Here is a 12,761-nt window from a genome sequence, read left to right as displayed (position 1 = left end):
ACTGATTTCGTCACTCTAGCGCCGAAACGGTGCGGAATCGCTTGCCAGGTGCCACATCCGCTGACAGAATCGGTCCATGAGTACCCCTCGGGCAACGAACGGCCAGAGAGCTGCGACGATCGACGACGTCTCCAAGGCGATCATCGAGCAGTTGCAGGTGGACGGCCGCAAATCGTACGCCGAGATCGGCAAAGCGGTCGGTCTCAGCGAAGCGGCGGTGCGCCAGCGCGTGCAGAAGCTGACCGAGTCGGGTGTGATGCAGATCGTGGCCGTGACCGACCCGATGCAGCTCGGCTTCTACCGGCAGGCGATGATCGGCGTGCGCTGCACGGGCGACACGCGTGCCGTGGCCGACAAGCTGGCGGCGATGCCCGACGTGGACTACGTGGTGCTGACCGCCGGCACCTTCGACATCCTCGCCGAGGTGGTGTGCGAGAACGACCTCGACCTCATCACGATGCTCAACTCCGAGATCCGGACGCTTCCGGGAGTGCTCTCCACCGAGACGTTCGTCTATCTCAAACTCCACAAACAGTTCTACAACTGGGGAACGCGATAACCATGACGACAACCGTAGAAACCTTCGGCGAGCCCATCACCCCCGATGAGGCGGACCTGCAGGCGAAGGCCAGGGACCACCTGTGGATGCACTTCGCCCGCCAGTCGGTGATGGAGGAGGGCCACGGCGTCCCGATCATCACCAAGGGCGAGGGCCACCACATCTGGGACGACCACGGCAAGCGCTACATCGACGGGCTCTCCGGGCTCTTCGTCGTGAACGCGGGCCACGGCCGGAAGCGCCTCGCCGAGGTCGCGGCCAAGCAGGCCGAGCAGCTGGCCTTCTTCCCGATCTGGTCCTACGCCCACCCGAACGCGATCGAGCTCGCCGACCGGCTGGCGTCGTACGCGCCGGGCGACCTCAACCGCGTGTTCTTCTCCACGGGCGGCGGCGAGGCGGTCGAGACCGCCTTCAAGCTGGCCAAGTACTACTGGAAGCTGCAGGGCAAGCCGACCAAGCACAAGGTGCTGTCGCGTGCCGTCGCCTACCACGGCACCCCGCAGGGCGCGCTGGCGATCACCGGCATCCCGGCCATGAAGGAGATGTTCGAGCCGCTGACGCCCGGCGGGTTCCGCGTCCCGAACACCAACTTCTACCGCGCCGGCGAGATGGGCGCTCCCACCGACGACGTCGAGGCCTTCGGCGTCTGGGCGGCGAACCGCATCGAGGAGATGATCCAGTTCGAGGGCCCGGACACCGTCGCCGCGATCTTCCTCGAGCCGGTGCAGAACTCGGGCGGATGCTTCCCGCCGCCTCCCGGCTACTTCCAGCGCGTGCGCGAGATCTGCGACAAGTACGACGTGCTCATGGTCAGCGACGAGGTCATCTGCGCCTTCGGCCGCATCGGCCACATGTTCGCCTGCGACGAGTACGGCTACGTGCCCGACATGATCACCTGCGCCAAGGGCATGACGAGCGGCTACTCCCCCATCGGCGCGACGATCATCAGCGACCGGATCTACGAGCCCTTCAAGCACGGCAACACGTCGTTCTACCACGGCTACACGTTCGGCGGTCACCCGGTCTCGGCCGCCGTGGCGCTGGAGAACCTCGACATCTTCGAGGAGGAGCGCCTCAACGAGCGCGTCCGAGAGAACTCGCCGCTGTTCCGCGCCGAGCTCGAGAAGCTGCTCGACCTGCCGATCGTCGGCGACGTGCGCGGCGCCGGGTACTTCTTCGGCATCGAGCTGGTGAAGGACAAGGACACCAAGGAGACCTTCGACGACGACGAGTCGGAGCGCCTGCTCCGCGGGTTCCTCTCGAAGGCGCTGTTCGACGCCGGCCTGTACTGCCGCGCCGACGACCGCGGCGACCCCGTCGTCCAGCTCGCCCCGCCGCTCACGATCGGCCCCGACGAGTTCGTCGAGATCCGGCAGATCCTGGAGTCGGTGCTGACGGAGGCGTCGAACCACCTGTAAGCAGCACAAGCCCCCAAAGAGCGAATCCGGGGCCGCGTGAGCGGCCCCGGCTTCGTGCTTAACGCTCCGGAGGAACGCATGGACTACCGCGACGTCGGCTTCTGGTTCGACTCCATCGCCGAGCAGGAGGACGGCTACCGGCCGCGCCCGGGGCTCGACGGCGACACCGACGTGGATGTGGCGATCGTCGGCGCGGGCCTCACCGGCCTGTGGACGGCGTACTACCTGCAGGAGCGCGACCCCGCCCTCCGCATCCTGCTGCTCGAGAAGGAGGTCGCCGGCTTCGGCGCCTCCGGACGCAACGGCGGCTGGTGCTCCGCTCTGTTCCCGTGGTCGGCGACCAAGCTGGAGAAGCGCTACGGCTTCGACGCGGCCGTGGCGATGCGCCGCGCGATGGTCGGCACGGTGGACGAGGTCGGCCGGGTCGCCGAGGCGGAGGGCCTCGACATCGACTACGTGAAGGGCGGCACGGTGACCTTCGCCCGGTCCCGGCCGCAGGTCGACGCGGCCCGCGCCGAGTTCGCGGAGTCGGAGCGGTACGGTGTCGACGAGGTGGCCCTGTGGGGCACGGACACCGTGTTCCGCCGCTTCAACGCTCTGGATGCGGTGGCCGCGACCTTCACGCCCGCGTGCGCGCGCATCCACCCGGCGAAGCTGGTCCGCGGCCTCGCCCGCGTGGTCGAGCGCCGCGGCGCCACCATCGCGGAGGGCACCGAGGTGCTGTCGTGGGACGACGGCACCGTGCGCGCCCGCTCCGGCGGCGCCGACCGGCTCGTCCGCGCGGGGATCGTGGTGAACGCGACCGAGGGATACGGCTCCCAGCTTCCGCAGGTCGGCCGCCGCATCCTGCCGCTCTACTCGCTGATGATCGCCACCGAGCCGCTGCCCGACGCAATGTGGGACCGGATCGGGATCCAGCACGGGGAGACCTTCACCGACTTCCGCAACCTCATCGTCTACGGGCAGCGCACCGCCGACAACCGGTTCGCCTTCGGCGGGCGCGGGGCGCGGTACCACCTGGGCAGCGCCATCCGCCCCGAGTACGACCACTCCGCGCACGTGCGGGAGCACCTCATCCACACGCTGTTCGACCTGTTCCCGGATGCCGCCGGCGCCCGCGTCACGCACCACTGGGGCGGACCGCTCGGTGTGCCCCGCGACTGGCATGCCGGCGTCGGGTACGACCGGGATGCGCGCGAGGCCTGGGCGGGCGGCTACGTCGGCGACGGTCTGAGCACGACGAACCTGGCGGGCCGCACGCTGGCGGACCTGCTCACCGGCGCGCGGACGGAGCTCACCGCTCTGCCCTGGGTCGGCCACCGCCCCCGCGCTGGGAGCCCGAGCCGCTGCGGTTCGCCGGCGCGAACGCGGGCCTGCTCGCGATGGAGTCCGCCGACCTCGAGGAGTCGGTGACCCGCCGCCCCTCCGTGGTGTCGCGGGCCCTGGGGCCGCTCATCGGCCACTGAGCGCGCCTCTTCACTCGCCGCGCCCGCCGGAGTCGGAGGAATCCCGGCAGCCGCAAGCCCGGAATCACCTCCGTTGTCCGCAGATGCCGTGAGAGCAGCCCGGGAACGGAGGAGAAGCCGAATCGACACGCGGGCGGAAGCGGCAAAGGGAGGATGTCCCCGCCCTGCGCGAACGCCGCATCCTCCGCTTCCGATGCCGGTGACCGGGCGGTCGGGAACGGAGGAGAACGAGCGTCCGGCGCCACCGGGCGGTCGGGAACGGAGGAGAACCCGCGCGACACGCCGGGCGGAACGGGAAAGGGAGGATGCTGCGGCCCGAGCGGGCCGCAGCATCCTCCCTTTCCGGCGGAGGCGGGGTGGCTCAGGCCTGGTCGAGCACAGCCTGCAGCTCAAGGGTGATGGTGACCTCGTCGCCGAGCAGCATGCCGCCGGTCTCGAGGGCCGCGTTGTAGGTGAGGCCGAAGTCCTCGCGGTTGATCTTGGTCTTCGCGGTGGCGCCGGCCTTGTAGTTGCCGTACGGGTCCTGGCCGAAGCCGCCGAAGTCGAACTCGAAGGTGACCGGCTTGGTCACGCCCTTGATGGTCAGGTCGCCGTCGACGAGGAAGTCGCCGCCCTCGTGGCGGACGCCGGTGGAGACGAAGTCGATGGTCGGGTGCTCCTCGGCGAGGAAGAAGTCGCCGGTGCGGAGGTGCGCGTCGCGGTTCTTGTCCTTCGTGTTGATGGACGCGACGTCGGCCTTGGCGGTGACCTTGGAGTCGAGCGGGTTCTCGGCGGTGACGAAGGTGGCGTCGAAGTTCTCGAACACGCCCTTCACCTTGCTGATCATCAGGTGGCGGATGCTGAAGCCGACCTCGCTGTGGGTGGGGTCGATGGTCCAGGTGCCTGCCTTGTAGCCGGGGATCTCGATGGTCACGGGTGTCTCCTTTACGAACGAGTCTTCGCGACGGGATGGTCCGCGCCGCTTCAAGAACATGCAAGCGCATTGATCTCCGCTGTATTCCGGAATCGCGAAAAAAGTTGACGCGTCACTCTTTCGGCGCGAGAGAGTGCCTCAGGAGCAGGAGTTTCCGGGCATCCGCGTCGATCATCGACACCGGGATGCGGCCCTGGCCGACCGCGGTCACGACGGCGTCGATCATCGCGTCCGGATCGGTCTGCGCCCCCTGCACCATCAGGATCATCGTGTTGCCCGCCGCCAGCGCCTGCACCGCGTTCTCGCCGGCGTCCCGGTACTGCGGCAGCCCGGTGTCCTGCAGCATCCGCATGTCGTCGGTGATCGAGACGCCGCGGAAGCCGAGCCGGTCGGTCAGGATGCGGTGCCACGCCGCCGAGAGCGACGCGGGCTGCGCATCCACCCCGCTGTAGATCAGGTGCCCGAACATGACGAACTCGGCGCCGGCGCCGATCCCGGCGCGGAAGGACGGCTCGTCCTGCGCGCCGTACCGACCGAGGTCCACCGGGGCGGTCGGAACCGTCAGGTGGGAGTCGGCGTCAGTCTCGCCGTGGCCCGGGAAGTGCTTGAGCGTGCTGAACACCGCGCCCCGCTCCCCCGTGACCGACGCGGCGACGCGCTCGGCGGCGGACGCGGGGTCGGTGCCGAGCACGCGGTCGTAGATGAACGACGACGGATCGGCGGTGACGTCGGCGACGGTGCCGAAGTTGACCGAGACGCCCGCCTGCTGCAGCAGCTGCGCGCGGCGGGCGAACGTCGCCTGCGTCGCGGCGGGCGGCTGCGCGCGCAACTGCTCGGCGCCCGCCTCGCCGTCCCACGGGAGGCGGGTGACGTCGCCGCCCTCCTCGTCGATCCCGATCAGCGGAGGCGATGCCGGGTCGACGGCGCGGGTGGCGGCCGTCTGGGCGGCGAGGGCGGCGGGCGTCGGCGGGATGTTGTCGCCCATGAGGATGAGACCGCCCAGCCCGTACCGCGTCACGAACGCCTGCAGCGCGGCGGGGTCGGTGCCCGGCGCGTGCAGCATGAACAGGCCCGCGACCTTCTGCCGCAGCGTCAGGGCCGACAGGCGCGATTCGACGTACGCTACGGCAGGATCGACCGTGGGCGTGGGCGTCGGAGCAGGCGTCGCCGACCCGTGCGCGGACGTGTGGGCGGGCCCGGCGGACCGGGCCGCCGGTGAGGCGCTCCCCGCGGTGCATCCGGTCAGCGCGACGGCGGCCACCGCTGCGGACGCCGCAGCCAGCATCCACCGGTGAAGCGTGCGCGTCGTGGGCATCCCTCGATCGTAGACTCCGATCCTCGACGGCGCCTGGCCGGTCGGGGGCGAGCGTGCGGGATACGATGGCGGGCATGGCGAAGAAGGTGGTCTCCCTCCTCCTCGCCAGCCATCCCGGGCCGACCCTCGTGGTCACCGTCATCGCGACCGGCCTCGGGATCGGCCTCGGCTATCCGCCCGGGCGCCTGGCCGTCCTCGCCCTCGCCCTGCTCTTCGGCCAGCTGTCGATCGGCTGGAGCAACGACTGGCTGGATGCGGCCCGCGACCGCGCGGTGGAGCGCACCGACAAGCCGGCCGCCCGGGGCGACGTCTCCGTCGCCGTCGTCCGCGCCGCCGCCTTCGTGTCGCTCGTGGTCGCCGTCCTCCTCACGATCCCCTCGGCCCGGGCGCCCTGGTCGCCCACCTGGTGGCGATCGCCAGTGGCTGGGCCTACAACCTCGGGCTCAAGACGACCGCCTTCTCCTGGCTGCCGTTCGCCGTGGCGTTCGGTATCCTCCCCGCGATCGCGACCCTCGGCCAGGAGCAGCCCGCGCTGCCGCAGTGGTGGGTGTACGTCGCCGGCGCGCTCCTGGGCGTGGCGGCGCACGTCACCAACGTGCTCCCCGACCTCGACGACGACGCCCGCACCGGCATCCGCGGGCTGCCGCACCGCCTGGGCCCCCGCGTCAGCGGGCTGCTGGCGTTCGCGGCCCTCGCCGTCGCGACCCTGCTCATCACCTTCGGACCCGGTCTCCCCGTCCGTCCGCTGCTCGTCGTCGGTCTCGTCATCGGCCTCGCCGCTGCCGTCACCGGCGCGGTGCTGCTGCTGCGGCGCAGCCCGACCCGGCTTCTGATGCAGCTCATCATGACGTGCGCGATCGTGGATGTGGTGATGCTCGCGCTCGCGGGTCAGTCCGTGACGGTCTGAACCTTCTCCGCGACCGGCGCCCGGTTCTGGATGCCGACGGCCGACACCACGCCGCCCACGAGCAGCAGGGCGGCCGCGGCGATCATGGCGCGGTGCAGCCCGGCTTCGTCGAGGGTGCCGCCGATGATCATCCCCGCGGCTGCGATCGCGAGCAGACCGGCGATACGCGAGACCGCGTTGTTCACCGCGGAGGCGATGCCCGCCTGCTCGGGATGGATCGCGCCGAGGATGGCGCTGGTGAGCGGCGCGACCGTGATCGAGAGGCCGACGCCGAACAGCAGCACCGCCGGCAGCAGCGTCGTCCAGTAGTTCACGTCCGTGCCCATCATCAGCAGCCAGAGGAAGCCGGCGGCGGCGATCATCGGGCCGATCGCCATGAACAGTCGCGGCCCGTGACGCCCGGCCAGTCCGCCGAAGAGTCCCGACAGCAGCAGCATGCAGAGCGTGGACGGGATGAAGACGAACCCGGCCGCGATGGCCGAGAAGCCGGCGACCTGCTGCAGGAACAGGGTGATGATGAGCGGACCGAACGACAGCGCCGCGTAGACGAAGAACGTGGCGATGTTGCCGACCCAGAAGTTGTGGACGCGGAACAGGCCGAGCGGCAGCATCGGCTGCTTCACCTTGGTCTCGGCGTAGAAGAACGCGGCGAGGCTGAGCACCCCGACGACGAGCGGGATGTACACGCGCGGGTTCCCCCAGCCGTACGTACCCTGCTCGATGAGGGCGAACACGGTGCCCGCGAGACCCACCGAGCCGAGGACCGCGCCGAGGTAGTCGACGCGGCCGCCCATCCCGTGGTCCGTCTCGCCGAGCGTCATCATGAGGATGAGCGTGATCGCGATCGGGATGACGTTGATGACGAACACCCAGCGCCAGCCGAGCGTGTCCACGAACAGGCCGCCGACCACCGGCCCCGCGATCATCGCGATGCCGGTCCATGCCGTCCACCGCCCGATCGCCTTCGCCTGGGCGGGCCCGTCGAAGCGGGAGATGATGATTGCGAGCGAGCTCGGCACGAGCAGGGCTCCGGCCACCCCCTGCAGCGCCCGCGCGAGGACGAGGAAGATGCCGCTCGGCGCGAACGCGCACAGCAGCGAGGTCACGCCGAAGCCGATCAGACCGGCGTAGAGCACGCGCTTGCGGCCGAACACGTCCGACAGCGACCCGGCGATCAGGATGAGCGAGCCGAGCGTGACGAGGTACGCATCCACCACCCATTGCTGCAGCGGCAGCCCGCCGCCCAGCTCGCGCGAGATCGCGGGCAGGGCAACGTTGATGACGGCGCCGTCGAGGAACGCGACGAAGCTCGACAGGATGGCGATGAGCAGGACTCGCAGCTGGAGCGAGGTCATCCGCTCGATACGCGCAGTGGGCATGACCTCATCTAACGTGCTCCGGGGAGGTCGTGGCAACCGCGTCCGGCGTGGCGCTAGTCGTTGCCCTTGGTGCAGGTCTGCTGCGCGGCCGTCTGACCGGTGATCGTCGACGGCAGTTCGATCGAGGACCCGGCCGTCGAGGTCGGGGCCGGGGTCGCCCCGGTCGCCGGGGCGGCGGGCGTTGCGGGGGCGTCCGGCGTCGCCGGCGACGGCTCTCCGCCGGGCGACGGGGCGGGAGACGTCGTGGCCGTCGGGTCCTCCGCGGCCCGGCCCGTCGAGCCGGTGAGCTTCACCGGCTGGTCCTGCACGAGCGCCTGGTTGAGCGCCTCGGCCGCCGAGTCCTGCGGCACAACCCGGTTTGGGTCGTCCGGGTCGGTGACCGCCGGATACTGCACGAACACCATGTTGTCGAGGCCGGTGTCCTTGAGAGCGAGGGCGATCTGCACGAGGGTCGTCGGGTTGGTGAGCGTCTCGGACGGCGTGATGTTGTTCACCGCCGCCTTCGCCAGCGCATACAGCTGCACCGGATTGGAGAGCACGCCGCCGCTGACGATCTTGCGCGCGAGGGCCGAGAGGAACACCTGCTGGTTGGAGATGCGGCCCAGGTCGCTGCCGTCCCCGACGCCGTGCCTGCTGCGCAGGAACGAGAGGGCGACATCCCCGACGATGGTGTTCTCACCGGCGGGGAGGTCGAGCGGCGGGTTCGTGTAGTCGTCGGTCACCGGGCTCGCGAGGCAGACCGTGACGCCGCCGACGGCGTTGGACATGGCGCTGACGCCGTTGAAGTTGATGACGGCCGCGAACGGGATGGTGAGCCCGGTCATCTTCGACACCGTCGCCACCACGCAGTTCAGGCCGCCGCGCGACAGCGCCGAGTTGAACTGGGCGTAGGAGGTGCCGTCGATCGTCCCCTTGCCGTTGGGATCGGGACAGTCCGGGATCGGCACCATCAGGTCACGCGGGAAGCTGACCACCATCATGCTCTTGTGGTCCTGCGCGATGTGCAGCAGCATCGTCACGTCGTTGTTGCCCGCTCCGCTGCTCGCGTCCTGCTCCGTGCTGCTGTCGTAGATGCCGCCGAGGTTGCTGCGGCTGTCGGTGCCGGCGATCAGCACGTTGACGCCGCCGGGGATGGCCGAGACGTTCGGGATGTCCTGCGGGATCGCCGACTGCCCGGGCGCCGCCTGCAGGTGCACGCCGGTCTTGATGGACCGCGCGACATCCCACACGGCATACGCCGCGACCGAGCCGACGCTCACGAAGGCGACCACGACGACGGCCGCCAGCAGCTTGAGAGCGGCGATGCTGCCGCGCCGGCGCGGCAGCCGACCATGCCGGACGCCCTCCGGCCCGCGGGCGCGCTGATGGCGTCGCGGCAGATCGGTCATCGGCACCCCTCGGTCGAAGTCTTTGGCGAAATCCTAGCCGGGGATGCTTTCCGGCGGCTGCGAGCGTCGCAGCCCGGATGAGGGCCTTCACAGCCGGCGGCGGCTGCGGGGTTCCCCTCAATTCCGGCGCGGCCGGGCCCCGCCGTTGAGGGGTCTCCCGGATGCCACGGGAGCGCGACGCGCGGGATGCTCGACCCGGCGACCGGCCCTCCGCTCGTCGCCCCCTCCCATCCACGACCCTGGAGGCCACCATGACCATCGCCGCACCGCGGCCCGACGCCGACAGCTCTGCCACCGACATCCGCCCCTTCCACTACACCGCCTCGCAGGAGGAGCTCGACGACCTGCGGCGCCGCATCCTGGCCACGCGCTGGCCCGAGCGCGAGACCGTCGACGACACCTCGCAGGGTGTCCGGCTCGAGACCATGCGGGCGCTCGCCGAGTACTGGACCGACGGCTACGACTGGCGGGCCGTGGAATCCCGCCTGGCCGACCTGCCGCAGTTCGTGACGGAGATCGACGGGCTCGACATCCACTTCATCCACGTCCGCTCGCCCCACGACGACGCGCTGCCGATCATCGTCACGCACGGCTGGCCCGGCTCCGTCATCGAGCAGCTGAAGATCGTGGGGCCCCTCACGGATCCCACCGCCCACGGCGCCGACGCGTCGGACGCGTTCCACCTCGTCATCCCGTCGCTCCCCGGGCACGGCTTCTCCGGCAAGCCGACCGCGACCGGGTGGGACCCCATCCGCATCGCGAAGGCCTGGGACCAGCTGATGACCCGGCTCGGCTACGACCGCTACGTCGCGCAGGGCGGCGACTGGGGCAACGCGGTCACCGAACAGCTGGCCCTGCTGCAGCCTCCCGGGCTCATCGGCATCCACACCAACATGGCCGCGACCGTGCCCGACGCCATCCAGTCCGCCCTCGACGCGCACGAGCAGCCGCCGGCCGACCTGAACGAGGAGGAGCGCTACGCCTGGGACCAGCTCGCCTACTTCTACGCGCACGGTCTCGGGTACGCCCAGGAGATGGCCGGTCGCCCGCAGACCCTGTATGCGCTCGCCGACTCGCCCGTCGGTCTGGCCGCGTGGATGCTCGACCACGACGAGCGCAGCCACGAGCTGATCGCCCGGGTGTTCGCCGGCGGCAGCGAGGGCCTGTCGCGGGATGACGTGCTCGACAACGTGACCCTGTACTGGCTGACGAACACGGCGGTCTCGTCCGCCCGGCTCTACTGGGAGAGCAAGCTGGCGTTCTTCGCGCCGAAGGGCGTTCCGGTGCCGACCGGCGTGAGCGTGTTCCCGGACGAGATCTACGCCGCGCCGCGCAGCTGGGCGACCGCCGCGTATCCGCACCTCATCCACTTCAACCGCCTCGACCGCGGCGGCCACTTCGCGGCGTGGGAGCAGCCCGAGCTGTTCTCGCAGGAGGTCCGCGCCACGTTCCGGTCGCTGCGCTGAGCGGGCGCGGGATGGACGCGATCAGCCAGATCGACGCCGGCGACCTGAACGTCGGGTACACGGACACAGGGCCGGCCGACGGCCCCGCGGTGCTGCTGCTGCACGGGTGGCCGTACGACATCCACACGTACGACCAGGTCGTGCCGCCGCTCGTCGGCGCGGGCTTCCGGGTGGTGGTCCCCTACCTCCGCGGGTACGGGACGACCACGTTCCGCGACCCGCACGCGCTGCGCACCGGGCAGCCGGCGGCGCTCGCCCAGGACGCCCTCGACCTGATGGACGCGCTGGGCATCGAGTCCGCCATCGTCGGCGGGTCCGACTGGGGCGCCCGCACCACCAACATCCTCGCCGCGCTGTGGCCGGAGCGCGTGCGCGGGCAGGTGACCGCGAGCGGGTACCTGGTCGCCGGGCAGGCCGCGAACCTCGGCCCGCTGCCGCCCGAGTCGGAGCTCGCCTGGTGGTACCAGTTCTACTTCGCGACCGAGCGCGGCCGGGCCGGCTACGAGCGGTACCGCGACGACTTCGCGCGCCTCATCTGGCGCACGGCGTCGCCGCGCTGGGCGTTCGGCGACGCGACCTTCGAGCTGACCCGCCCGTCGTTCGCCAACGCCGACCACGTCGCCATCGTCATCCACAACTACCGGTGGAGGCTGTCGCTGGCCGAGGGCGACCCGCGCTTCGACGAGGTGGAGCAGCGGATCGCCGCGCGCCCGACCATCGGCGTCCCGGCGGTCACCCTGGAAGGGGACGCGAACGGCGCCTTCCACCTCGACCCGTCCGCCTACCGCGACCGGTTCACCGGGCCGTACGAGCATCGGCAGGTCGATGGCGGCGTCGGGCACAACCTGGCCCAGGAGGCGCCGGAGGCCTTCGCCGACGCGGTGCTGGCCGTCGCACGGATGGAGGCGGCCCATGTCCGATGACCGCGAGCGCGGACTGTTCCGCTCGCTCTCCCACCGCCGCGCCGGCGAGGCGGAGGAGCTTCCCGACGAGGGCCGGCTGCCCTCGTTCGCCCGGGCGACCGGCTGGCTCAACTCCGAGCCGCTCACGCCGGAGGGACTGCGCGGCCGCGTGGTGCTGGCCGACTTCTGGACCTACACCTGCGTCAACTGGCTGCGCACGCTGCCGTACCTGCGTGCCTGGCACGAGAAGTACGCCGGCGCGGGGCTCACGATCGTCGGCATCCACACGCCCGAATTCGGTTTCGAGCACGACCGCGCCAACGTCACCGCCCGCACCACGGCTCTCGGCGTCGAGTACCCGGTCGCCGTGGACGACGACTACGGCGTCTGGGGCGACTTCGCCAACCACTACTGGCCGGCCGTGTACCTGGCGGACGCGGACGGCCGCCTGCGCTACCACCACTTCGGCGAGGGCGAGTACGCCCGCACCGAGATGATGATCCAGCGACTGCTGATGGATGCGGGCGCCCGCGACCTCGACCTCGACCTGGTCATGCCGGAGCCGGCCGGCCTCGAGGTCGCCGCCGACTGGCGCGACCTGCGGTCACCGGAGACCTATCTCGGCTACGGCCAGAGCAGCGGCTTCGTCTCCGAGTCGGCGGACCGCTACGACCGCTCCGAGCGGTACACCGGCGCCCGGTCGCTCCCCCTCAACGGCTGGGCGCTGAACGGGACATGGACGCACGCGCAGCACGCCGCGGTGCTCGACGAGGCGGGCGGACGCGTCTCGTTCGCCTTCCACGCCCGAGACGCCAACCTCGTCCTGGGCCCGACGCCGCCCGGGGCGCGCATCCCGTTCCGGGTGCTGCTCGACGGCCGGCCGCCGGGCGACGCGCACGGGACGGACGTGGATGCGGACGGGCGCGGCATCGTCGACCGGCAGGACACGTACCAGCTCATCCGCCAGCACGGGCCGATCGCGGAGCGCGTGGTCGAGCTGGTCTTCGACGCACCGGGACTGGAGGCGTACTGCTTCACCTTCGGCTGA

11 protein-coding genes and 1 pseudogene are annotated in these 12,761 nt (G+C 70.9%); 8 read left to right on the top strand and 4 right to left on the bottom strand.

Going from position 1 to position 12,761, the window contains the following annotated elements:
* Positions 1 to 76: 76 nt before the first annotated feature.
* The 3 genes from ACQ86M_RS05760 (at position 77) to ACQ86M_RS05750 (ending at position 3,390) form a co-directional block, all read left to right on the top strand.
* A complete protein-coding gene (locus ACQ86M_RS05760) occupies positions 77 to 559 on the top strand; it encodes an Lrp/AsnC family transcriptional regulator (protein ID WP_431221139.1) in 483 nt (160 codons plus the stop codon).
* Positions 560 to 561: 2 nt separating this feature from the next.
* Complete coding sequence (locus ACQ86M_RS05755; protein WP_431247377.1) at positions 562 to 1,977, top strand: aspartate aminotransferase family protein; 1,416 nt, start codon at positions 562 to 564, stop codon at positions 1,975 to 1,977.
* A gap of 78 nt (positions 1,978 to 2,055) precedes the next feature.
* Positions 2,056 to 3,390, top strand: coding sequence for an NAD(P)/FAD-dependent oxidoreductase (locus tag ACQ86M_RS05750; protein WP_431247376.1), 1,335 nt, complete (start codon positions 2,056 to 2,058; stop codon positions 3,388 to 3,390).
* A gap of 414 nt (positions 3,391 to 3,804) precedes the next feature.
* Here the strand turns inward: ACQ86M_RS05750 and ACQ86M_RS05745 are convergent, their stop codons facing one another.
* Positions 3,805 to 4,356 carry a YceI family protein gene (locus ACQ86M_RS05745; RefSeq protein WP_431221136.1) on the bottom strand — a complete coding sequence of 184 codons (552 nt, stop codon included), beginning with the start codon at positions 4,354 to 4,356 and terminating at the stop codon, positions 3,805 to 3,807.
* 112 nt (positions 4,357 to 4,468) lie between these two features.
* A complete protein-coding gene (locus ACQ86M_RS05740; protein ID WP_431247375.1) occupies positions 4,469 to 5,671 on the bottom strand; it encodes a glycoside hydrolase family 3 N-terminal domain-containing protein in 1,203 nt (400 codons plus the stop codon).
* Between the two features lie 65 nt (positions 5,672 to 5,736).
* Here ACQ86M_RS05740 and ACQ86M_RS05735 point away from each other — a divergent pair.
* Together ACQ86M_RS05735 and ACQ86M_RS05730 are read left to right on the top strand one after the other, a co-directional pair.
* Positions 5,737 to 5,982 (top strand): annotated as a pseudogene (locus tag ACQ86M_RS05735) (UbiA family prenyltransferase); the annotation flags it as partial.
* A 95-nt stretch (positions 5,983 to 6,077) separates the two neighbouring features.
* Entirely contained in the window at positions 6,078 to 6,578 is a 501-nt protein-coding gene (locus tag ACQ86M_RS05730; protein ID WP_431247374.1) for a UbiA family prenyltransferase, read from the top strand.
* Here the strand turns inward: ACQ86M_RS05730 and ACQ86M_RS05725 are convergent.
* On the bottom strand, positions 6,560 to 7,957 hold the full coding sequence (locus tag ACQ86M_RS05725; protein ID WP_431247373.1) for an MFS transporter: 1,398 nt from the start codon (positions 7,955 to 7,957) through the stop codon (positions 6,560 to 6,562). The two genes, ACQ86M_RS05730 and ACQ86M_RS05725, sit on opposite strands and share 19 nt — an antisense overlap.
* Positions 7,958 to 8,010: 53 nt before the next feature.
* A complete protein-coding gene (locus ACQ86M_RS05720; RefSeq protein ID WP_431221133.1) occupies positions 8,011 to 9,345 on the bottom strand; it encodes an LCP family protein in 1,335 nt (444 codons plus the stop codon).
* A 251-nt stretch (positions 9,346 to 9,596) separates the two neighbouring features.
* Between ACQ86M_RS05720 and ACQ86M_RS05715 the strand changes: the two genes are divergently transcribed.
* The 3 genes from ACQ86M_RS05715 to ACQ86M_RS05705 are packed head-to-tail and all read left to right on the top strand — an operon-like array spanning position 9,597 to position 12,761.
* A complete protein-coding gene (locus ACQ86M_RS05715; protein WP_431247372.1) occupies positions 9,597 to 10,811 on the top strand; it encodes an epoxide hydrolase family protein in 1,215 nt (404 codons plus the stop codon).
* An 11-nt stretch (positions 10,812 to 10,822) separates the two neighbouring features.
* Entirely contained in the window at positions 10,823 to 11,734 is a 912-nt protein-coding gene (locus ACQ86M_RS05710) for an alpha/beta hydrolase (protein ID WP_431247371.1), read from the top strand.
* Complete coding sequence (locus tag ACQ86M_RS05705; protein ID WP_431247370.1) at positions 11,724 to 12,761, top strand: thioredoxin; 1,038 nt, start codon at positions 11,724 to 11,726, stop codon at positions 12,759 to 12,761. The genes ACQ86M_RS05710 and ACQ86M_RS05705 overlap by 11 nt, the downstream gene beginning before the upstream one ends.

Origin of the sequence: Leifsonia xyli subsp. cynodontis, assembly GCF_050632205.1 — a bacterium.
GTDB classification, from domain to species: Bacteria; Actinomycetota; Actinomycetes; order Actinomycetales; family Microbacteriaceae; genus Leifsonia; species Leifsonia xyli_D.
The sequence above is the reverse complement of the archived record's forward strand: the minus strand, read 5'-3'. Positions and strand labels throughout refer to the sequence as shown.